This is a genomic window from Bacillus sp. SH7-1, assembly GCF_008042405.1.
GTDB classification, from domain to species: Bacteria; Bacillota; Bacilli; order Bacillales; family Bacillaceae_G; genus Bacillus_A; species Bacillus_A thuringiensis_N.
Window position 1 is genome coordinate 178,766 of sequence record NZ_QNUD01000015.1, and the last position, 21,845, is coordinate 200,610.

A 21,845-nucleotide genomic window follows, 5' to 3' on the forward strand; every position below is an offset into this window, starting at 1 on the left:
TGACAACTCTCCTTTCTAATTTGTCTGTACATCCCATGTATCGATAGCGAGTAGAACAGCCGCCAGAATTGGTTCATACATACTATCTGCTTCTTTTAACTGAACGTGCAATGCTTGTATATTCTCCTTGTACTTATTCATAATTGGTTCACTGTCTTGCTCATTTGCATGTGCAAAAAACTCTAGTAATAGCGGCAAATAATCAGGTAGTTCTTTATCTGTTACTTCAAAACCAGATTTTTTATAATACTGTTTTAATTCAAGTAATTCAATACCTCTTTCTCTTTGTTCACCGGTGTTCATATACGTTAAATACATATTTGTCTTCTTACCGAAATCAAATGTATATACGTAACTATCAATGAGTTGATCATTCGTTTTATCTAGTGCTTGTTTTATAAATGCGGTAAGTGATGCTTTAACGTCTTCCTGTTTAATCGCTTCAATCTCTTTTTGTAATTCAGTTAAAGCTTCTCTCCACCCGAGTTCCGGGTAGGAGAGAAGAAATGAAGAACAGGAAAAAGCAGTTTGTAAACTTTGTTTCATGTTTTTCTGCCCCCTTTATTTAAGAAATTGTCATACAAGAGCCTGGGCCACCTGCGAATGATAAACCACAACTTCCTTGTTCACTATATAAATCTGCAACTTGTTCACGATGAGACGTCGGGATAACGAAGCGATCTTTATATTTTGCGATAGCAAGAAGACGATACATATCTTCTACATCCTGTTTCGTTAAGCCAAGTTCTTTTAATACAACTTCATTTGGTTCTTTATTAATTTGCAGTGCTCTCATATGCGTTCGCATAACAGCCATTTTTTTCAATGTAAGTCGAATATGTGATTCATCTCCTGCAGTGAGTAGATTCGCTAAATATTGAATTGGAATACGCATATTATCGATAGCAGGGAAAATCTCTTCTGCTTGCCAGTTACTACCTTTTCCCTCCACCATATTCATAATTGGGCTAAGCGGCGGGATATACCAAACCATTGGCATTGTACGATACTCTGGATGAAGAGGTAGAGCAATTTTCCAATCAATAATCATTTTATAGATTGGTGACTGTTGTGCCGCTTTAATCCATTCTTCAGGAATGCCTTGTTTTTTCGCTTCAGCTGCTACTTCTGGATCATTTGGGTCTAGGAAAACAGTAAGCTGAGATTCATATAAATCTTTTTCATCTTCTACAGAAGCCGCTTCTTTTACTTTTTCAGCGTCATATAGCATTACCCCAATATACCTGATACGTCCGACACATGTTTCCGAACAAATTGTTGGCATACCAGCTTCAATACGCGGGAAACACATTGTACATTTTTCTGCTTTATTCGTTTGCCAGTTAAAGTACACTTTTTTATATGGACAAGATGATACGCAGAATCTCCATGCACGACATGCGTTTTGATCTACAAGAACAATCCCATCTTCTTCACGTTTATACATCGCCCCAGATGGACAAGATGATACGCAAGATGGATTCATACAATGTTCGCATATGCGTGGTAAATACATCATAAAGACATTTTCAAAATCCGTTTTAATTTCTTCTTCCATTTTCTTTACGTTCGGATCTTGTAACCCTGTTATATGTCCACCAGCTAAATCATCTTCCCAGTTTGGACCCCATTCAATTTTGTCGATAAATTCGCCTGTAATTGCTGATTTCGGACGAGCAACTGGCTGATGCTTACGCTGCGGACTATTTGTTAATGTTTCATAATCATAATTCCACGGTTCAAAGTAATCATCAATTGTTGGTTGATCTGGATTGTGGAAAATATTCATAAGGCGTTTCATTTTCGAACCGGATTTCAGCTGAATTTCACCATTTTTTAATTCCCAGCCGCCTTTATATTTCTCTTGATCTTCCCATTGTTTTGGATAACCAATACCTGGTTTCGTTTCTACGTTATTGAAGTACATATATTCAGCACCTGGACGATTTGTCCAGGTGTTTTTGCATGTTACGCTACAAGTATGGCAGCCGATGCATTTATCTAGGTTCATTACCATTCCGACTTGTGCTTTAATCTTCAAGCCAATCTACCTCCTTCAGTTTGCGAATTACAACGTTTAAATCGCGCTGGTTCCCAGTTGGACCATAATAGTTAAATCCATAACTTAATTGACCGTATCCACCAATCATATGTGTCGGTTTCACGTGAATTCGAGTTGGACTATTATGCGTTCCCCCGCGATTACTTGTTAATTTCGTTCCAGGTACGTTAATGTGGCGATCTTGCGCATGGTGCATAAACGCCATTCCTCTCGGTATACGGTGCGTTACAACAGCACGCGCTACAACAACCCCGTTACGGTTAAAGCACTCAATCCAATCATTATCTGCAACGCCAGCTTCTTCAGCATCCTCTTTATTCATCCAAACGGTTGGACCACCTCTAAACAGCGTTAACATCGGTAATGAATCGAAATACATACTATGAATGGACCACTTATTATGCGGCGTTAAATAGTTTAATGTAATTTCTTTTCCTTCTACTTCAGGTCGTGATTTACGGAACGGTTTATGTTGCAGAATTGGTTTAAATGTTGCCATCGTTTCACCAAATTCTTTCATCATGTCATGATCTAAATAGAAAGATTGTCGTCCAGTGATTGTTCTCCAAGGGATGAGACGTTCCACATTTGTTGTAAATGGTGAATAACGGCGTCCACCTTTTTCAGAACCTGTAAAGGCTGGAGAAGTAATTACTGTTTTTGGCTGTGCTGTAATTTGTTCAAATGTGAAGCATTCTTCTTCACGTTCTTCTGCTAAATCACGTAGCTTTAAATCCGTTTGTTTTTCAAGTGCTTCCCATGCTTTTACAGCCATATGACCGTTTGTTGTAGAAGAAAGCGTTAATACCGCTTCGGCAGCATTGATTGCTTCTTTTATGTCTGGACAACCTTTCGCAATAGAATCTGTTCGAACAACTCCTAATCGGCTCTTTAATTGCTCATACTCTTTTTCTGCCGACCAAGAAATTCCTTTCGTACCAATCGGTTGTTTCCCGGCATTTGGTCCAAGTGCCGTCATTTTGTCATAAATCGTTTTATAATCCCTTTCGACAACATGAATTTGCGGCATCGTTTTACCTGGTATTGGTTCACACTCACCTTTGCTCCAATCTTTAATCTTACCAAGTGGTTGTGCTAATTCTTGCGGTGTATCGTGAAGAAGTGGTGTTGCAACAACTTCTTTCATTGGGTCAAGATCAATTTTCTCTGCTAAATCTGACACAGCTTTAGAAAGTGAAGTGAAAATATCCCAGTCAGAACGTGCTTCCCATGGTGAACCGATTGCCGGATTAAACGGATGAACAAATGGATGCATATCTGTACTGCTTAAATCGTGTTTTTCATACCAAGTTGAAGCTGGTAAGACGATATCAGAATAAAGTGCTGTTCCAGCCATACGGAAATCTAAATTAATAAGTAGATCCAGCTTCCCTTCTGGTGCGTCCTCATGCCACTTAATTTCTTCGGGACGTAACGAATCACTATCGTCATTCATTAATCCATTTGTTGTACCTAGTAAATGTTTTAAGAAATATTCGTGCCCTTTACCGGAACTTGAAATTAAGTTCGCACGCCATACGAATAAGTTGCGCGGGAAGTTATTTTTGTTATCTGGATCTTCAATTGCGAATTTCAGTTCTTTATCTTTTAGTTTTTGTGCAACGTATGTTCCTATTTCTTCTTGCGTTGTTGCACCAGCAGCAACAGCTTCTTTATATAATTCAATCCCATTTTTCTCGAATGTCGGATACGAAGGCAACCAACCAAGTCGTGCCGCTAATACGTTGTAATCACCGTGATGTTGATAACGAGAGTTGCCTTCCACTGGTGATGCTAAATGTCCCACTGGTGTATCTTCATAGCGCCATTGATCTGTTACGAAATAGAAGAAAGATGTACCGTTTTGTAATTTTGGCGGCCCTTGCCAATCTTTTGCCATTGCGATTGTTTGCCATCCTTCTGCTGGTCGTAATTTTTCTTGCCCAACGTAGTGCGCCCAGCCACCGCCGTTTACACCTTGTGCTCCGACGAGAAGTACAAGATTTAAAACGGCGCGATAAATCGTATCAGAATTAAACCAATGGTTAATACCAGCTCCGACAATAATCATTGAGCGACCGTTCGTATCAACAGCATTTTGTGCGAACTCACGAGCGATTTGAATAATAAGCCCACGTTTTACTCCTGTCATTTTCTCTTGCCATGCAGGTGTAAACGGCACGTCATCATTGAAGTCTTTCGGCTCTTGCCCACCAAGCCCTCGGTTCACACCGTAATTTGCTAACGTTAAGTCATATACAGTAGTAACGAACACTTCGCCCTCTTCTGTCATAACCTTTTTCACTGGAATTGTACGTTCTAATACTTTGTTTCCATCATCAGAGAAGTACGGAATTTGTACAGTTTGAACACTATCCTCCATTCCAAGTAAAGAAAGACGTGGATCAATCTTTTCGCCTGTTTCTTCATCTTCTAAACGTAAGTTCCATTTCTTTTCGTTATCCCAACGTGACCCCATTGTGCCGTGAGGTGTTGCAAAATCGTTCGTATTTTCATTCCAAAGTACAGGCTTCCATTCTCCTAACTTTGTTTCGCGTCCAATATCAGAAGCATTTAAGAATCGATTCGCAACGAATTGGTCTCCTTTTTGTTTCAATGTAACGAAGAAAGGAAAATCAGTATATTGCTTCGCATACTTTGTGAAGTATTCCACTTGATTATCTACATAAAACTCTTGTAAAATTACGTGCCCCATTGCCATCGCAAGTGCACCATCAGTACCTTGTTTTACACTAATCCAATCATCCGCAAACTTTGTAGATTCAGCAAAGTCAGGACTGACAGAAACGACTTTCGTTCCTTTATATCGAACCTCCGCTAAAAAGTGAGCGTCTGGTGTTCTTGTCATCGGTACATTTGAACCCCATGTCATAATGTAACCAGAGTTATACCAATCACTACTTTCTGGTACATCTGTTTGATCGCCCCAAATTTGCGGAGAAGCTGGTGGTAAATCAGCGTACCAATCATAGAAGCTAAGCATCGGTCCACCCATAAGTTGCATAAAACGGCTGCCCGCAGCATGACTTAACATCGACATAGCTGGAATTGGTGAGAAACCAACATTTCGGTCTGGACCGTATTTCATTACTGTGTAAAGTAATGAAGCTGAAACGAGTTGTAACACTTCATCCCAATTTGCACGAACGAATCCCCCTTTACCACGTGCCTGCTTATACTTGCGTGCTCTTTCAGTGTTTTCCACAATGCTTTTCCAAGCATCTAATGGTGACTCATTATTTTGTAATTCCTCTTGCCACATACTCCAAAGAACACCACGTACATACGGATATTTCACACGAAGTGGACTATAAATGTACCAAGAAAAACTCGCTCCACGTGGACATCCTCGTGGTTCAAAGTCAGGCATATCTGGACCTGTTGTTGGATAGTTAAGCTCCTGTCCTTCCCAAGTTACAATTCCATCTTTCACATAAATGTTCCAACTACATGAACCAGTACAGTTCACGCCATGTGTAGAACGAATTACTTTATCATGCTGCCAACGCTTTCTGTACACATTTTCCCATTCACGATCTTCATATGTTTCTTGTGTATGATTATCGTTATAACGATCTATTGGTGAAAAATATTTTAAACGTCTCATTAGTGCTGAAGGTTTCTTCTTCATACTGTTCACTCCTTTAATACGTCTCTCTTACATATCCTTACTATAAGAGAGGTTGTAAAATACAGATGTGACATTTCGCACAGTTCAAGAGATTGTCAAAAATTCATTAGAGAATAAGTTTGTGAGAAGATTTTTTTGTTTCATTGTGAAGATTTATCGTTAATCTTGATTATTAAGAGAATAGTATTTTGAAGTATCGACTATTTTGCCAAAGAAAAACGCAGGGGAAGCCCCCTACGTTTTTCTTTATAAATATATGAAACAGAGATTTGAATGTATTTATAAAACTACAATTCATTATTTACCATATTGCCCTTAGTTGCGGAAACAATTATACTAGATGTAATCACAATAAATAATCTGAATATTCTCAGAATTCAAAATAATAGCTTTACTACTCACAAATAGAAGAATACATTCTATTTTTCACTAAATAGATTAGAAAACGATAATAACACATTAGGAGGATTACCATGCACCAGCTTGATTCATTACATCCCATTATAGAAAAAATAATTAACAATATTGAAAAGTTAATGGTCGGCAAACGAAAAGAAACGATCTTAGCTTTGACAGCTCTCTTGGCTGAAGGTCATGTACTATTAGAAGATGTGCCTGGCGTTGGGAAAACAATGTTAGTACGTGCTCTTTCTAAATCCATTGATGCTGATTACAAGCGCATTCAATTCACACCTGACTTACTGCCGTCAGATGTTACAGGTGTTTCTATTTATAATCCGAAAGAGCTCCAATTTGAGTTCAAGCCTGGACCAATCATGGGGAATTTTATACTTGCTGATGAAATTAATCGTACATCTCCAAAAACACAGTCTGCTCTACTTGAAAGTATGGAAGAAGGAAATATTACAATAGATGGCATTACTAGACCGTTACCAAAACCGTTTTTTGTAATGGCTACACAAAATCCGGTCGAATATGAAGGAACATATTCTCTACCAGAAGCTCAGCTCGATCGTTTCTTATTGAAACTAAGAATGGGATATCCTACACCAGAAGAAGAATTTGAAATTTTAAACCGGATGGAAAAAGCGAACCCCCTCTCCCATTTACAAGCTATTACAACAATAGAAGAATTACTTTATTTACAACAAAGCGTACGGGAAGTAAGTATGGACAAAGGAATCAAGCATTACATTGTAAAGCTTGTTAGTCAAACTCGTTCTTATAGTTCTATACAGCTAGGCGCAAGTCCACGCGGCTCAATTGCTTTAATGAAAGCTTCACAAGCTTATGCATTCATTCATGGCAGAAATTATGTTATTCCAGACGATGTTAAATTTTTAGCTCCTTACGTGTTAGCTCACAGACTTATTCTAAAAATGGAAGCAAAATTTGAAGGAATAACAGGGGAACAAGTTATTTCAAAAATCGTTGCACGAACTGCCGTGCCGACTCAAAGGACGATGAATCTTTGATGAAACGCATGCTACGAGCACTATATCACGTTACGAAGTTATTACTAATCCCTTTATGCCTAGTCTTAACATTTGTATACACTATGTTTCAAGGAGGATTTGTAAGTTGGTTTCTGTTTTACAGTATGATTCCTATCGGCCTTTATTCACTATTCCTTCCCTTCTACGCTTTACGGGGCGCTGAAGTAAAAAGAATAACAAATCAAAACGATTATGTAGCTGGAGAACCATTTGTAAGCACCATTACAATAAAAAGAAAATTTCCTTTCCCTTTACTTTATTTAGTTATAGAAGATGAACTGCCACCGTACTTTACAAGTTGTAGACAAACAAAGATGAATAAGGCAATACTTTTTCCGGGATTAAAACGAAATATTTCGTTTCAATATGTTATTGACACAATCCCTAGAGGAGAACACACTTTTTCAAGCGTACGTATCAAAACTGGTGATTTATTCGGCATGATGGAGAAAGAAGTAACTTTTTCAGTTCCAGATACATATTTAGTCTATCCGCAGTATGTAGATATAGCGTATCGACAATTGGAAAATCATTTCGAACAAGGGGCGCTTTCTCCAAATCTCAATTTAGCAAAAGACTCTACCATTTCTGTCGGTGTCAGAGAATATAAACCTGGTGACCGCTTTTCATGGATTGATTGGAAAGCAACTGCACGAACGAACAATATTATGACGAAAGAATTTGAACAACAGCGCAGCCATAATATTATGTTATTCATGGACAGAACCGAGTCTCCTCTATTCGAATCAGTTGTAACGTTTACTGCCTCTATTGTGAGGGCTGTCTTGAAGCAAAATTCACCAGCGTCATTCGTGTCTGTCGGAAAAGAACGTACTTTTTTTCCTTTAGACAATGGAGATAGCCAGTTGCAACAAATCTTTTGTCATTTAGCGAAAGTACAAGCAGACAGTGTATTCCCACTCTCTCGGAGTATAGAAATGGAATTAAGAAAAGTTTATGTGCCTGTAACGATTATACTCGTGACCAGTAATCTTTCTCCCGACATTCAAAAGGCGGCTGATTGTGCTGCTATAAAAAATAGAAAATTACTAGTTTTTGTCGTGAAAGAAAAACCGAATCAACTCTCACATCGAGAACTAAGTATTTTAGAAACTCTACAAAAACGAAAAATTTTTGTAAATGTGGTTTATGAAAACCGATATACAAATGTGGTTTTTGAGGTGAGCAAATGACAACATTACAAACAAAATACAAATGGGATATGAGTAGATTCTTCATGCATGTATGTGCATTTCTACTTTTACTAGAATGGCTAAGACCCCTTATAGATATTACAAACGTAGGGAGATTAGATATTTTTGTAATATTTATAGGAATTTGCTTCACTCTCTCTTTTTTTCAAGTAAGATGGCAGATTCCAATAAAAATCATTACGATTTTATTCATCACTCATTTCCTGTATTATAATAATTCTTTTATAAATCCATCTTGGCTAACGAATTTTTCCACTGATATTTCTCGAAATTCCTCCCTGTTTTTCCAAGGGAATTTGCTAGATATTTCTCCTGTTTTTCCAACAGTTTTATTTTTTCTATTATTTTGGTTTTTGAGTGCTTTCATCTCTTTTTGGATGATTCATAAAAAGCGTGGATTGTTATTTCTTATATTGACTATTATTTATATCACAATTTTTCATAACTTACATTTATACAATGCAAACTACGCTATTATTCGTACTATTGTCATCGGCTTCTTTATGCTTAGTCTTCTTCACATAGAAAGAATAAAAGAGAGTGAATATTTACAAAATTATGCTAGAGAAATCTCAAAATTACTTAGACCTCTTACAATATTTATTGTATTGTCAGCAACCATCGCATACTTTGCTCCAAAATTTGGCCCTCAATGGACAAACCAAATAGATTTTTTAAAATTCAACACATCTGAAGCAAGTAAAAAGCAAGAAGTTTCTAAAATTGGATATGGTTTAGATGACTCAAAATTAGGTGGTCCTTTTAAGGCGGATCCTACAATTGTTTTTACAGCAGCAACGCAAAACAAACAATATTGGAGAGTAGAAACGAAAGATTTTTATACCGGAAAAGGATGGGAAGTTTCTGAAAATCAAAAGAAGATTTCTTTTAAAAATAAAAATGATGTCGTGAGTTGGTACGAACAAAATACAAAAACAGAGACAACTAAGGCAACAATCACCATGCAAAAAAAGTATCCTCACCTTACCTATCCAGCAGGATTAGTATCCGTTGAGGCTTCTTCTGATGTATCATACAGCGTTGACACATTTTCAGAAAAAATCTATACGATGGACGGAGACTCTTCCACTACTTTACATTCATATAAAGTAACATATGAGGTCCCGGAGTTTTCCATAGAAAATTTGAAAGCTGTAAAAACGAATGAAGGTCAAGAATCAAATCCTTATTTCATGACAAAGTACACGCAACTTCCCGAATCATTACCGCAGCGAGTAAGAGACTTAGCTGTTAATCTAACAAATGATAAAAATAACCGATATGATAAAGTATTAGCTATTGAAAATTACTTCACCGACCATTCTTTTGTATATGAAACTACGAATGTCTTATTCCCTGCCAAAAACCAAGATTATGTAGATCAATTCCTTTTCGATACAAAAAGCGGCTACTGTAATAATTTTTCGACGTCTATGATTGTGTTACTTCGTTCTGCCGGTATTCCAGCTCGCTGGGTAAAAGGTTATACAGAAGGAACTCTTGATAATACGCTGGTGGGTGCTGAAGGTGAGGATGTTTATAAGGTCGCGAACAATAACGCACACTCTTGGGTCGAAGTATATTTCCCAGAATACGGATGGGTTCCATTCGAACCGACAAAAGGATTTACTAATCCCTATAATTTTATAAATAATACTCCTGCTCCTACTATACAAAATCGCGAAGAAACTAATTCTCAAAACGCGCAAATGCACCAAAGAAACAATGAAGCAAAGCTCAAAAGTTTAATAGAAGATACTGAAGAAACTCCTACTAAAAAGATTACTAATACTAAAAATAGATTCTCTTGGTGGTACGTATTCCTCTCTTCGATACCAATTAGTATTATAGGATACATTCTCTTCATCACTAGAATGAAATGGATTACATTTTTTATCATTCTTTTCTATAAATATCGAAAAGATGATGCCGTTTTTACAAAAGCTTACGATGCACTTTTAAAACAATTTGTGAGAATTGGTATACGACGAGGAGAAAGTCAAACATTTCGAGAATACGCTCTCCATGTCGATACACTTTACAACTCGGCCGATATGCAACAGCTTACTTTCAGTTATGAGAATGCTATGTATCAAAAGGGACAGACCGCATCCGAATGGAAGAAATCCGTACACTTATGGGAAGTGCTTATGAAAAAAGCAGCTTCTCCGCCTAAATCAACTGAATTCAATACAGTGATTTAATCTTAATAATGTGAGTGTAAAGAAAACGCCTTAAAGAACTACATCGTTCTTTGAGGCGTTTTTAATAAAGTGAAAATCCTAATTATTACCCAAGTATCTTCTCAATCTCAACCTCTAAATCCACTGGCTTCGTCTGTGGCGCAAAACGCCCTACTACTTTCCCGTCTTTTCCGATTAGAAACTTCGTAAAGTTCCATTTCACTGATTTCATACCGAGTAAACCTGGTGCTTGTTCTGTCATGTATGTATACAGAGGATGAGCCTTATCACCTTTCACATCAATCTTTGCAAACATCGGGAAATTCACACCATAGTTTAGCTCACAAAAACTAGTAATATCTGCTTCTGTACCTGGTTCTTGTCCTCCAAATTGGTTACAAGGGAAACCTAGTATTTCAAGTCCTCGGTCTTTATATTTATCATATACTTCTTGTAATCCTTTATATTGTGGTGTAAACCCGCATTTACTAGCTACATTTACAATAAGAAGTGCTTTTCCTTCGTAATCTTTTAACGCTTTATCTTCTCCTGTTATCGTTTTAGCTGAAAAATCATAAACTGTCATTGTTTATGCCCCTCTCTTCACTATCATTCTATGTTTATACTATACTACATTCGTGAATTTACGGCTCTTATTACATATTTCTCTCCATAAATGAAAGCGCTTCATTATTATTCAAAAATTCGACACAATATACTAGACTTTTATGATGGAAAGATTTACAATTGAATTGTGAACAAAATGTGACAGTTTATATTCTATTATTATAGAAAAGGATGGTGTTCATTATGAAAACTGCACAACATGAAACGATTTCAAATCGCGAGTTTTATTTCGTACTATATATGATGTTATTGTATGTTATTGGCTGGGTAATCGATGTAAATGGTTTATTCTTAAGCTCCTACTTTAATTTAGCAGGAGAGATTATGCTTCCATTAGTTGGCGGCATTGTTGGGCTGTTCGTTATGTCTATCAATAAACAACAAAAGCAATAATTACAATACAAAAAGGCAGAAAACGAGGCTTTCGTTTTCTGCCTTTTTGTATTTTTAACGTATAATAGTTACATACCGTATATAAGGAGTGATAAAGATGAAAAAAGTAGAGCAATTATCTTCTCACCTGTATCTTATTGATGATTTTGATTTACAACATAATGAACGAACAGGTACGTACGTTTTATTAGGTGATGATATTACTTTAATTGAAACTTGTGCAGCCCCTTCTCTTCCGTATATTTTAGACGGCTTACAACAATTACATATTGATTTAAACGATGTAAAAAACATTATCGTTACACATGTTCATTTAGATCACGCTGGCGCAGCTGGACTGGTGATGGAAAAGTGTCCAAACGCTACTTTATATGTACATTCTCGCGGTGCTCGTCATATGATTGATCCAACAAAACTCATTTTAGGTGCAAAAGCTGTGTACAAAGAAGATTTCGATAAACTTTTCGATCCAATTCTTCCTATAGAAGAAGAACGCGTTTATATTGTACAACACGGTGATACATTAAAAATTGCAGAAAACCGTACACTTACATTTTACGATACACCTGGGCATGCTAAGCACCATATTAGCATTCACGATTCATTAACAAACGGTATTTTCACTGGTGATACAATTGGAATTTATTATAGAGAACTTGCAGACCTTGGTGTAGAGCTATATCTACCATCAACGTCTCCTTCACAATTTCAACCAGATGCGATGATTGATTCTAAAAATCATATTCAAAATATGAACGTAGATACAATTTATTTCGGCCATTACGGTGCATCATCCAATGTTACAGAAGTATATAACCAATTGGAACATTGGCTACCTATTTTCGTTCATACTGGTAAAGAGGTCTTTGAAAAGTATAATGATTTCGATGAAGCGACTAAAGCTTTACAAACCTTATTAATGGATAAGATCTCTTCTCATCTTACAAAGTTAAACGTCCCATCAGATCATTCCGTTTATAACATTTTACATCTAGATATAGAAATTAGTGCGATGGGCATTATTGATTATTTCACGAAGCTAGAAAAAACAAATTCCACTATTAATTAGCAGTAAAAGAAGAGATATACAACAGTCGTTATTGTATATCTCTTTTTTCTTTGAATATATTTTTAGTAAAGGATGGTGGAATGTAATGCAAAAAGTGATGCTATACCTCTGCTTCACATTATTTATCGTCTTATTATTATTTGTCGGAGTGAAAATTCAATTTTATTTAGATACAGACGCGCAAGTGAACTTTAACGTTTATCCAAGATTATTCTACTTTACACTCTTCCCTCTTATCGTTGGCATTTTATTACGATTCCTTCAATCTATTAATCGCGAAACGAGTAAACAAAACTGGAGCTTTCAACCGGATAAATTTATTGCTATTACGTTGCCTACGCTATTTCTTTCCTTTTCTCCAGCTCTACTCTTTTCACCAGTTGGTTCGTACTTGCCTTATTTAGCTAATATTATTCTTATAAATACAACTTTTGTTACGATTATTAGTTTAATAGCTGGTTATTCACTGTTAGATTCCTTTATACAAAAAGACACTGCAAATATGAAAAAATATAATTGATGACCAATACTTAAATATCATTGGTTTCGGCGGTTTATTTATAAATGCAATATTATTTGTAAAAGTCTCTACACACGAGAAAAGGAAATTTATGTTAAACTAAAGAAAATCACGTACTAAGTCAAATTACATTTCAATCAAGGGAGAATTATTATGTATAGATTTTTTGGATTCTCGTGTCTAATGTTTCTCGCAAGCATATGTTCTTTCTTTATTCTAAGAGGGCCTAATGCAAATTTAACTTTAATTATTTCGATACTAGGTATTCTCTCATTAATCGGCATTCTTTTTGCGATAGCTTCAAAGAATTGGTTATTCGGAATAGTTGGTACAGTATTAAATGGAATAATACTAGTAGTTACATATTTCCTATTGCTAGCAAAAGGCATAGGTGGTTAATATATTTACATTTCAATAAGAAAAGCTCAGAGCTTAGACTCTGAGCTTTTTTACTTATCTCACCTTTTCGTCTACATACTCCATAAACTGCTCTGCTTTCATAAATCTTTCTTTATATGCCTCAGGTACTTCTTCTAGTTTTATTGCACCAGTTGATTTTGTCTTCACTCGTACTATTTCATGTGTCATTAAAGCTTCCATATAGCGATCAAACTCTTCTTGCGTTAATACTTCTTTACTAGATTTATGACCATTTAATTTATCAAAGTATGGTTGAAGGCCCATACTTACCTTTTTCATTTCTTCTCTTTTTTCTGGTGATAATCCATCATAATCAATATTACCGTTCGAATCTCCGTACACCAGCTTTGCATTTGTTAATTTTTTTAGTTCTTTTGTAAACTCTTTATATTCCTTCGCACCCATTTCATCTTTCGCTTCTGATAACTTTGCACTAAAACGCATGTACGCCTCTAATGTCATCGTTCCAGCATGTTTTTTTAAGTTTTCAAAAGATCCGTATATACCATCTGCCATAATAGATTGATACGCAAAACCAGTCGTTGGGATTAAAAACGCTGCTGCAAGCACTCCTACGATAAGACGTTTCTTTCTCTTACGCCCCCCTTGATTTATCTTTATTTGAACGATTACTTTTTCTTTTAACTCCGGCGGTGCAACAACCCCCTTCGCTTCTTCTTGTATAGATTCTCTAACTCTGCAATCTAAACTCATTTCACATTCCCTACCTCTCCTAAAAAGATTTCTTCTACTTGCTCTTTTTGACGTAGTTTCTTTAATGCCGAATGAATTCTAGATTTCACAGTACCAATTGGAATATGTAATATTTGTGCTACTTCTTCTTGTGAATAATCATGTAAATATCTTAAAATAATAACTTGTTTCAATTTATACGGTAATTTATGAATGAGTTCGATTAGTTTTTGGTTTGATATTTTACTTAAAACATCGTTAGAAAAATCAATTTGCACTGGTTTTCTTTGCTCTTCCGCTTTTTTTATAATTCGTAGACGCATCCACCTCTTTCTTCTATAAGAATGAATTTGTTTAATCGCAAGCCCAATTAGCCAAGGACGAAATGGTTTCTCGGTATCATATTTATGAAGCGATTCATATAGCTGTATGTATATTTCTTGAACGACATCATCTACATCCGTTTTATCATCTATTAAGAAATGTGCTGTTTTATATACTTCTTGAATCGTTTTATCATACAATTCGCTATACGCTTCTTTATTGCCTGATAAAGTTAATTGAATGAAATGTACGTAATCTATTTCACTCTTCATATACCAGCCCTCCTTTGTCTTACACAATATATTGGCAAGTAATTTATATTTCGTTCGATTTTTAAAAAAAGTTTTTTATATAAATTAATATAATGATTCAATGAGTTCATAAGCTTCACTTATAACCTTGCATAACTATTATATAATTTTCCAATTTCTAATGAAGACTTAAAATGATTTATATAGTCAAATTTAGGAGGATATATGATGAAAGCTATCGTTGTAACGTCGTTCGGTGGTCCTGAAGTGATGAAATATACAGATGTAGATATTCCGGCTATTTCAGAAGATCAAGTTTTAATTCGTGTTGTTGCTACAAGTGTTAATTTCGCCGATATTAAATCACGTTATGGCAAAAAAGGAAATAAAGCACTACCTTTTATTCCAGGGATAGATGCTGCTGGTATGGTAGAACGTGTCGGTTCTCATGTGAAAAATATTTATCCTGGACAGCGTGTCATCGCTTTTCCTCAAAATGGATCTTACGCTGAATATGTTGTTGCAAATGAAAATCTTACTTTTGCTTTACCTGATGAGGTCAACTTTCAAATTGCAGCCGCTTGTCCTATCGTATCTTTTACAAGCTATAATTTACTCGCAAATGTTGCTAGGATTCAACAAGGTGAATCTGTACTCATTCATGCAGCTGCTGGCGGAATTGGCACTACAGCGATTCAACTTGCAAAACTATTAGGGGCTAGAAAAGTAATCGGTACTGTCGGAAGTGAAGAAAAAAGAAAAATCGCTTTAGATGCTGGAGCTGATTATGTTATTTTTCATCAAGATGAAGATTTTGTAGAGAAAGCCAATGAGCTGACAAACGGAGAAGGGGTTAATATCATTTTGGACTCTATTTCTGGAACTGTTTCTGAAAGAAGTTTAAACTGTCTTGCTTATTACGGTCGTCTCGTTCATTTCGGTAATGCTAGCGGTGAAATTGGAAATTTCCAAACGGAAGATTTACATGCCAGTTGCCGTTCTATACTCGGTTTTAGCTTTGGCACTACACGAAAACAACGCCCTGAACTACTCCAAGAAACTGCAAATGAAGTATTCCGTTATTTGCGTGACGGACGTTTGCAAATCAAGGCTACGAAATCTTTTCCACTCCAAGATGCAGGGAAAGCACATGAATGGGTCGAAAGTAGAAAAAGTACAGGGAAAGTAATACTAACTGTTCAGTCCTCTTCCTGAAATGAATACTTGAAACCGAGGTGTCATTCATGGGATCACGAATTATGCATGCTATTATCGCTAACGGTATTGCCGAAAAACTATGTATTCAAGATAAAACTTCTTTCATACTTGGAGGTGTAGCCCCTGATGCGGTTCATTCAGCAGAAGAAAAAGGAACTTCACATTTTTACGCTGGCACAACGAAAAACTATACGAGAAGGATAGATTTCAATTCTTTCTTTCAAAAATATAAAGCTCAAATGGATTCCCCTTTTCTCTTAGGCTATTACACCCACCTCATTGCCGATGATAATTGGCTAAGTGGCTTTTTTCTACCTTGGCTAAAAAATAGAATAGAAAACGACGAAACTATCGCGCCTCTGTACTATAACGATTTTAAATTGTTAAATGCAAAGTTGCTTCATCATTACGATAAAGAACAACAGCTCTTCTCTCTTCTCAATCAAGAGACTCACATTGTAGATATTGAAGAGGTTTCTAAAGAAAACGTTTTAGCTTTTCGAAAGTATCTTTTTGAAGATATGCTGTATCCCGAGCAACACTTGCATGAAGACTTACAGGTGTTTACGTTTAATCAAATTGTCGGTTATATTGAAACTGCTATTGAAAAAGGTACTTTTTTTATTAAACAACTCTCTCATGAAAAATCCACTTCAAAGATTTAATCCCCCTCAATATATTTGAGGGGGATTTTCACATAGCAATATTATTATTGGTTTTTCTCCATAACCGCAAAATAATTCCCTTCACTATCAGCAAAGTTAAACACTTTACCAGAAGGCATAGTTACCATTTCTCCAACAGTAACATTTTTATTTTTTAAATCTGCATATAATTGATCCAGATTTTCTGAGAAGAACATTAAGGACGGTGTACCAAGATTTAATTCTGGGCTCATTTTCGAAATAACTTCTTTATTATGTAATATAATGCTCGTTTCAGCACCGTTAGTTGGAGCAATTTCAATCCATCTCATTCCTTGCTTGTTATCTTCTTCTGCTACTACATGAAACCCTACCTTTTCCGTCCAAAAATTTACTGCCTCATCTTGATTATTTACATATAACATAATTTGTCCGACTTTTTGAATCATTTGTATTCCTCCTAATGTTTTTATATTATATTCTATGTAACTTTCTACAGATGCTATCGTTATTCCTTTTGAGTTGGTATGTACTTCTTTGCAAAATTTATCGACTGACTCATCCCATCCAGTTCGTCAAAATAATCATTTCTTTCAATCATGTTATACCCATCGAACCCAAGTTCATCTAATACTTTGAAGAATACATCGAAATCCACTTCACCATTTCCTACTGCTACTTCTATATACTTAGTTGAACGATCACTTTTCACTTCTTTACAATCTTTAATATGAGTTTGTACTATATAATCTTTTAATAGTAATAAACCTTCTAACGGATTTTCATTTACATCACTTATTAAATTTGCTGGGTCAAAGTTAACAGCTAGTCCTTTCGAATTTGCATTTTCTAAAAATCGTTTTAATACTATCGCTTTTTCAGATCCCGTCTCAATGGCGAAGAATCCTCCAAATCTGAACGCTAAGTCCCCTATTTTATTACAAACACGTATCATTTTATCATAGTACTCACTATTTTCATCATCAGGGATTTTTCCAATATGGGCTGTTACTATGTTAGCTCCTAACCTTAACCCTTTATCAGTAATATATTTAAAACTCTCTATTGCACATTCAGCTTCAGTTCCTATTATTCCATTTTCTCCGAAGCTAATTGCTAATGACGGGACTTGAATCTCATTAAAAGATAAGTTTTCTTTTAATGTATTCCATTGTACCTTTGAAATGTTAGCTAAGTTGAAAGTCGGATTCATAGCATATAATTGAATATATTCTAACCCCCATTCTCTCGCCTTCTTTATTCCTTCGTTTACTTCAATATGTTTCGTATTTAAAAACATTCCTAATTTCCTATCCATATGTGTACCTTCTTTTTATTATTTCGCATCAGTTTAATATTCGACTTTTTTTATATTATTTCCTCGTATAAACCAAATAAATAAACTACCCTTTTTTCGATACTCCCAGTAGAAGCATATATATGATAGGCACATAAAAAAAACACTAATACAATTCCCTTTATCACTTGATTACAAACAAAAAAGACGTAACTACAAATAGTTACGCCTTCCTCATCATTTATCTAGGCTTTTTCTTCCCAGTAAATGCTGGTTTCTTTTTCTTTGGTGCTTTCGGTTTCGTTTCTACAAATGATCCGTTGAACATTTCTTGCTTCGTAAACACGATACCTAGTTTTTTTGCAAATTGAAGTAATTTACGCTCTTCTTGTTGTGTTACAAGAGAAACGACTGTTCCTTCTTTACCCATACGTCCAGTACGTCCTGAGCGGTGAATATATTGGTCTACAGTGTCTGGTAACTCTAAATGAATTACATGTGTTAAATCATCGATATCTATTCCACGTGCCGCAATATCAGTAGCAAGTAGAATTTCTAATTTCCCGCCGCGGAATGCACGCATCGTTGCTTCACGTTCTTGCTTACTTGCCTCTGCATGAAGAGCTGCTGCTTTCATTTTACGGAATTTCAATTTCTGCGTAATTTCATCTAAACGGAATGGGTCATTTAAGAAAGCAACTGCTTTTACATCACCCATATGCATAATTCTTCTTACATAATCATTTTTTTCGCGTCGCTCACAAATGATATATGTGTGCTCAACTAAGCTTTTTGACTCTGCACGTGTTACACGTGTTAATTGTGGTTCAACTGCTAAATCACGTGCTGCGTCTTCTGCAGCTTTTGTCATTGTCGCCGAGAAAAATACTAATTGACGATCGCGCATCGTTGATTTAATTACATCTTGCACAGCACCCATCATCTTTTGTTTTACAATTTGATCAAACTCATCAAATACAATTGTTTTCACTTCATGCATTTTTAGCTTTTTCATACGAATTAATTCTAAAATACGGCCTGGTGAACCGACAATTACTCTTGGGTGTTTCTTTAATTTTTCAACTTGGCGCTTAATATCTGCACCACCAATTAAAGATGCACCTGAAATTTCAGTTCCTGCGGTAAACTTTTGAACCTCTTCATGAATTTGCATGACAAGCTCACGTGTTGGCGCTAAAACAACAACTTGTGGTTGTTTTACTTCAGGATTAATTTTATGTAAAAGGGGTAATAAGTACGCTAATGTTTTTCCTGTTCCAGTTGGAGATTCAGCTATAACGTCTTGTCCTTCTAAAATAGTTGGAATTGCTTGTTTTTGAATTTCAGTTAATTCTTTAAAACCAGCCTTCTCCCAAGCTTGTTGTAAAAATGGTTGCATATCTTTTATCATTTGTTTTTCTCCTTTATCTCTATTTTTGAAGAAAATGTTGTATTGTTCGCACCGTTTCTATCATGTGTGAAATAACAGCTATTAAATCATCAACATGGTCTTCTGTAATCGCTTTTTGAAATAGAACCTCTACCTTATTATGATATGAAATCGCTTGCTTATTATATTCGTATGAAAGTTTTTGCGTAATCATTCTTTCTTTTCCCCATATAGAATGCATGAAAGTTTCAATTTCACCGCACACTACTTCTGGTTTTTCAATCGGGAATGAAAATGCTAACTTCATTTCACATCCTGGTGTAAATTGTGGTACTTCTAATATTTCACCAGACAAGTTCTTTGCATCTACAGATAGTGAAAATGTTGCTTCTACTAACGGTTCGAATGGTTCGGTTAACTGAAATGAAATATGATATATACGACTTAATGAAGCAAGATCCATCATATCTTTTCGATCTGTTACAAGAATATCTCCATGTAAATCAAAATCATAAACAGCACCTTCTACGATTACTTTTAAATTATCAAAAGCAGTTGGATCAAACATAATTTCCTCCAAAAAACAGGCGCCTTTCGATGGAAAGGCGCCACTTGATGTATATATAGTTTACAGATAAACGAGATGAATTACAACCTTTTAGAATAAACCTACTGCTTTTCCATCTTCATTTACATCCATTTGTAGTGCTGCTGGCTGTTTTGGAAGACCTGGCATTGTTAACATTGTTCCTGTTAACGCAACGATAAATCCTGCACCAATAGATGGTTTCAGTTCACGAATTGTAACGATAAAGTCAGATGGACGCCCTAATTTCGTTGCATCATCAGAAAGAGAATATTGTGTTTTCGCCATACAAATTGGTAGGTTACTCCAGCCTTCTCCTTCATATTGAACTAATTGCTTACGTGCCTTCGGAGCAAATTCAATATCTTTTGCACCGTAAACTTTTTGAGCAATAGTACGAATTTTTTCTTCTAATGGTAATTCTAATTCATAAAGTGGTGCGTAATTGTTTTCACCTTTTTCAATTTCTTTTAACACTTTCTCAGCAAGGTCAACTCCGCCTTGGCCACCTTTCTCCCAAACTTCTGTTAAGGATACCGCATAGCCACGCTCATTACACCACTCTTGTAAGTATGCAACTTCTGCATCTGTATCTGTAATGAATTTATTAATTGCAATTACGAAAGGCACACCGAAGCTTTGAATTGTTTCAACATGCTTCTGTAAGTTTTCCATACCTTTTGCTAATGCATCTACATTTTCTGCTTTTAATTGATCTTTTGCCACGCCACCATGCATCTTAAGCGCACGAATAGTAGCAACAATAACAACTGCTTCTGGTTTAATACCAGCTGCACGAGCTTTAATATCTAAAAACTTCTCTGCACCTAAATCAGCACCAAATCCAGCTTCTGTAATAACATAATCACCTAATTTCGCTGCCATTGTTGTAGCGATAACACTGTTACAACCGTGAGCGATATTTGCAAATGGTCCGCCGTGAATAATAGCTGGTGTATTTTCTAACGTTTGTACTAAGTTTGGTTTTAATGCGTCTTTTAATAATAATGTTAACGCACCTTCTACACCTAAATCTTTTACCGTTACAGGTTGATTTGCAAAGTTATAAGCAACTACAATGCGAGATAGACGTGCTTTTAAATCTTGAATATCTGTTGCAAGGCAGAATACGGCCATAATTTCAGATGCTACTGTAATATCAAAACCATCTTCACGTGGTACACCTTGAACCGGTCCACCAAGACCAATTACTACGTTACGTAGGGCACGATCATTTAAGTCAACACAGCGTTTCCAAACGATTTTACGTGTATCAATCCCAAGTGTGTTTCCTTGTTGGATATGATTATCAATAAACGCCGCTAACGCGTTATTGGCAGTTGTGATCGCATGGATATCTCCAGTAAAGTGAAGGTTAATGTCTTCCATTGGTACAACCTGTGAAAAGCCACCACCTGCTGCTCCACCTTTTAATCCCATCGTTGGTCCAAGAGATGGTTCACGAAGTGCAATTACTGTTTTCTTACCAATTCTATTAAAAGCTTGACCTAAACCAACTGTTACTGTTGATTTACCTTCTCCAGCTGGAGTTGGGTTAATTGCTGTTACTAAAACAACTTTACCGTCTTTCTCATCTTGTAAGCGCTTAAAAATATCAAGAGATAACTTACCTTTATAATGCCCGTATGGCTCTAATTCATCTTCTAAAATATTTAAATCAGCTGCAATTTCTTGAATCTTCTTCATACTCGCTTCTTGTGCGATTTCAATATCGGATTTAACTGTTGTAGTAGTTGTCATATACCCTAGTCCCCCTTTAATTGGTTCTGATGATATTGTATCAGTTTTTTGTATTTTCTGCACTTATTTACCTCCTAAAAATTC

The 21,845-nt window shown here is 35.9% G+C and carries 20 protein-coding genes; 9 read left to right on the forward strand and 11 right to left on the reverse strand.

Features of this window, described 5'->3' with window-relative positions; translation table 11 throughout:
• Positions 1-15: 15 nt before the first annotated feature.
• The 3 genes from narJ to DN390_RS14725 are packed head-to-tail and all read right to left on the reverse strand — an operon-like array spanning position 16 to position 5,714.
• Positions 16-546 (reverse strand): nitrate reductase molybdenum cofactor assembly chaperone, encoded by a 531-nt coding sequence (narJ, locus tag DN390_RS14715; RefSeq protein ID WP_147807682.1) that lies wholly within the window; start codon positions 544-546, stop codon positions 16-18.
• 19 nt (positions 547-565) lie between these two features.
• The gene (gene narH, locus DN390_RS14720; protein ID WP_147807683.1) at positions 566-2,041 is read right to left on the reverse strand and encodes a nitrate reductase subunit beta; all 1,476 of its coding nucleotides are present in this window, start codon (positions 2,039-2,041) and stop codon (positions 566-568) included.
• On the reverse strand, positions 2,031-5,714 hold the full coding sequence (locus tag DN390_RS14725; RefSeq protein WP_147807684.1) for a nitrate reductase subunit alpha: 3,684 nt from the start codon (positions 5,712-5,714) through the stop codon (positions 2,031-2,033). Before DN390_RS14725 ends, narH begins: the two co-directional genes overlap by 11 nt.
• 473 nt (positions 5,715-6,187) lie before the next feature.
• Between DN390_RS14725 and DN390_RS14730 the strand changes: the two genes are divergently transcribed.
• From DN390_RS14730 to DN390_RS14740, 3 genes are read left to right on the forward strand one after another with little or no spacing between them, the layout of a single operon-like run.
• A complete protein-coding gene (locus tag DN390_RS14730; RefSeq protein ID WP_131102009.1) occupies positions 6,188-7,150 on the forward strand; it encodes an AAA family ATPase in 963 nt (320 codons plus the stop codon).
• On the forward strand, positions 7,150-8,364 hold the full coding sequence (locus DN390_RS14735) for a DUF58 domain-containing protein (protein ID WP_147807685.1): 1,215 nt from the start codon (positions 7,150-7,152) through the stop codon (positions 8,362-8,364). The genes DN390_RS14730 and DN390_RS14735 overlap by 1 nt, the downstream gene beginning before the upstream one ends.
• Complete coding sequence (locus DN390_RS14740; RefSeq protein WP_147807686.1) at positions 8,361-10,589, forward strand: transglutaminase TgpA family protein; 2,229 nt, start codon at positions 8,361-8,363, stop codon at positions 10,587-10,589. The genes DN390_RS14735 and DN390_RS14740 overlap by 4 nt, the downstream gene beginning before the upstream one ends.
• 85 nt (positions 10,590-10,674) lie before the next feature.
• Here the strand turns inward: DN390_RS14740 and bsaA are convergent, their stop codons facing one another.
• On the reverse strand, positions 10,675-11,154 hold the full coding sequence (gene bsaA, locus DN390_RS14745; RefSeq protein ID WP_098296538.1) for a glutathione peroxidase: 480 nt from the start codon (positions 11,152-11,154) through the stop codon (positions 10,675-10,677).
• 224 nt (positions 11,155-11,378) lie between these two features.
• Between bsaA and DN390_RS14750 the strand changes: the two genes are divergently transcribed.
• From DN390_RS14750 to DN390_RS14770, 4 genes are all read left to right on the forward strand, one after another.
• Positions 11,379-11,588 carry a DUF3925 family protein gene (locus tag DN390_RS14750; protein WP_000844977.1) on the forward strand — a complete coding sequence of 70 codons (210 nt, stop codon included), beginning with the start codon at positions 11,379-11,381 and terminating at the stop codon, positions 11,586-11,588.
• 97 nt (positions 11,589-11,685) lie between these two features.
• Positions 11,686-12,657: an MBL fold metallo-hydrolase gene (locus tag DN390_RS14755; RefSeq protein WP_147807687.1), complete on the forward strand. Its 972-nt coding sequence runs from the start codon at positions 11,686-11,688 to the stop codon at positions 12,655-12,657.
• Positions 12,658-12,742: 85 nt separating this feature from the next.
• A complete protein-coding gene (locus tag DN390_RS14760; RefSeq protein WP_147807688.1) occupies positions 12,743-13,177 on the forward strand; it encodes a hypothetical protein in 435 nt (144 codons plus the stop codon).
• A gap of 153 nt (positions 13,178-13,330) precedes the next feature.
• On the forward strand, positions 13,331-13,576 hold the full coding sequence (locus DN390_RS14770) for a hypothetical protein (RefSeq protein ID WP_147807689.1): 246 nt from the start codon (positions 13,331-13,333) through the stop codon (positions 13,574-13,576).
• Between the two features lie 54 nt (positions 13,577-13,630).
• On the opposite strand, the gene DN390_RS14775 is transcribed toward DN390_RS14770, so the two are convergent.
• Positions 13,631-14,311, reverse strand: a complete 681-nt coding sequence (locus DN390_RS14775) for a DUF3600 domain-containing protein (RefSeq protein ID WP_097949685.1) — start codon at positions 14,309-14,311, stop codon at positions 13,631-13,633.
• The gene (locus DN390_RS14780; RefSeq protein WP_147807690.1) at positions 14,308-14,886 is read right to left on the reverse strand and encodes a sigma-70 family RNA polymerase sigma factor; all 579 of its coding nucleotides are present in this window, start codon (positions 14,884-14,886) and stop codon (positions 14,308-14,310) included. The genes DN390_RS14775 and DN390_RS14780 overlap by 4 nt, the downstream gene beginning before the upstream one ends.
• Positions 14,887-15,093: 207 nt before the next feature.
• On the opposite strand from DN390_RS14780, the gene DN390_RS14785 reads away from it, so the two are divergent.
• Positions 15,094-16,080 carry a quinone oxidoreductase family protein gene (locus DN390_RS14785; protein ID WP_098296537.1) on the forward strand — a complete coding sequence of 329 codons (987 nt, stop codon included), beginning with the start codon at positions 15,094-15,096 and terminating at the stop codon, positions 16,078-16,080.
• Between the two features lie 29 nt (positions 16,081-16,109).
• A complete protein-coding gene (locus DN390_RS14790; RefSeq protein ID WP_098264233.1) occupies positions 16,110-16,748 on the forward strand; it encodes a zinc dependent phospholipase C family protein in 639 nt (212 codons plus the stop codon).
• Positions 16,749-16,792: 44 nt separating this feature from the next.
• On the opposite strand, the gene DN390_RS14795 is transcribed toward DN390_RS14790, so the two are convergent.
• From DN390_RS14795 to DN390_RS14815, 5 genes are all read right to left on the reverse strand, one after another.
• Positions 16,793-17,176, reverse strand: a complete 384-nt coding sequence (locus tag DN390_RS14795; protein WP_098608553.1) for a VOC family protein — start codon at positions 17,174-17,176, stop codon at positions 16,793-16,795.
• 59 nt (positions 17,177-17,235) lie between these two features.
• Entirely contained in the window at positions 17,236-18,045 is an 810-nt protein-coding gene (locus DN390_RS14800) for a sugar phosphate isomerase/epimerase family protein (protein ID WP_147807691.1), read from the reverse strand.
• Positions 18,046-18,265: 220 nt separating this feature from the next.
• The gene (locus tag DN390_RS14805) at positions 18,266-19,435 is read right to left on the reverse strand and encodes a DEAD/DEAH box helicase (RefSeq protein ID WP_097949690.1); all 1,170 of its coding nucleotides are present in this window, start codon (positions 19,433-19,435) and stop codon (positions 18,266-18,268) included.
• 19 nt (positions 19,436-19,454) lie between these two features.
• Positions 19,455-19,982, reverse strand: coding sequence for a hypothetical protein (locus DN390_RS14810; protein WP_000460210.1), 528 nt, complete (start codon positions 19,980-19,982; stop codon positions 19,455-19,457).
• Between the two features lie 90 nt (positions 19,983-20,072).
• Entirely contained in the window at positions 20,073-21,761 is a 1,689-nt protein-coding gene (locus DN390_RS14815; RefSeq protein WP_147807752.1) for a formate--tetrahydrofolate ligase, read from the reverse strand.
• Positions 21,762-21,845 lie beyond the last annotated feature (84 nt).

Excerpts from the sequence above, each read along its gene's own strand:
- narJ (WP_147807682.1), bottom strand. The coding sequence starts at position 546 with ATGAAACAAAGTTTACAAACTGCTTTTTCCTGTTCTTCATTTCTTCTC.
- DN390_RS14725 (WP_147807684.1), bottom strand. The coding sequence starts at position 5,714 with ATGAAGAAGAAACCTTCAGCACTAATGAGACGTTTAAAATATTTTTCA.
- DN390_RS14730 (WP_131102009.1), top strand. The coding sequence starts at position 6,188 with ATGCACCAGCTTGATTCATTACATCCCATTATAGAAAAAATAATTAAC.
- DN390_RS14735 (WP_147807685.1), top strand. The coding sequence starts at position 7,150 with ATGAAACGCATGCTACGAGCACTATATCACGTTACGAAGTTATTACTA.
- DN390_RS14740 (WP_147807686.1), top strand. The coding sequence starts at position 8,361 with ATGACAACATTACAAACAAAATACAAATGGGATATGAGTAGATTCTTC.
- bsaA (WP_098296538.1), bottom strand. The coding sequence starts at position 11,154 with ATGACAGTTTATGATTTTTCAGCTAAAACGATAACAGGAGAAGATAAA.
- DN390_RS14750 (WP_000844977.1), top strand. The coding sequence starts at position 11,379 with ATGAAAACTGCACAACATGAAACGATTTCAAATCGCGAGTTTTATTTC.
- DN390_RS14755 (WP_147807687.1), top strand. The coding sequence starts at position 11,686 with ATGAAAAAAGTAGAGCAATTATCTTCTCACCTGTATCTTATTGATGAT.
- DN390_RS14760 (WP_147807688.1), top strand. The coding sequence starts at position 12,743 with ATGCAAAAAGTGATGCTATACCTCTGCTTCACATTATTTATCGTCTTA.
- DN390_RS14770 (WP_147807689.1), top strand. The coding sequence starts at position 13,331 with ATGTATAGATTTTTTGGATTCTCGTGTCTAATGTTTCTCGCAAGCATA.
- DN390_RS14775 (WP_097949685.1), bottom strand. The coding sequence starts at position 14,311 with ATGAGTTTAGATTGCAGAGTTAGAGAATCTATACAAGAAGAAGCGAAG.
- DN390_RS14780 (WP_147807690.1), bottom strand. The coding sequence starts at position 14,886 with ATGAAGAGTGAAATAGATTACGTACATTTCATTCAATTAACTTTATCA.
- DN390_RS14785 (WP_098296537.1), top strand. The coding sequence starts at position 15,094 with ATGAAAGCTATCGTTGTAACGTCGTTCGGTGGTCCTGAAGTGATGAAA.
- DN390_RS14790 (WP_098264233.1), top strand. The coding sequence starts at position 16,110 with ATGGGATCACGAATTATGCATGCTATTATCGCTAACGGTATTGCCGAA.
- DN390_RS14795 (WP_098608553.1), bottom strand. The coding sequence starts at position 17,176 with ATGATTCAAAAAGTCGGACAAATTATGTTATATGTAAATAATCAAGAT.
- DN390_RS14800 (WP_147807691.1), bottom strand. The coding sequence starts at position 18,045 with ATGGATAGGAAATTAGGAATGTTTTTAAATACGAAACATATTGAAGTA.
- DN390_RS14805 (WP_097949690.1), bottom strand. The coding sequence starts at position 19,435 with ATGATAAAAGATATGCAACCATTTTTACAACAAGCTTGGGAGAAGGCT.
- DN390_RS14810 (WP_000460210.1), bottom strand. The coding sequence starts at position 19,982 with ATGTTTGATCCAACTGCTTTTGATAATTTAAAAGTAATCGTAGAAGGT.
- DN390_RS14815 (WP_147807752.1), bottom strand. The coding sequence starts at position 21,761 with ATGACAACTACTACAACAGTTAAATCCGATATTGAAATCGCACAAGAA.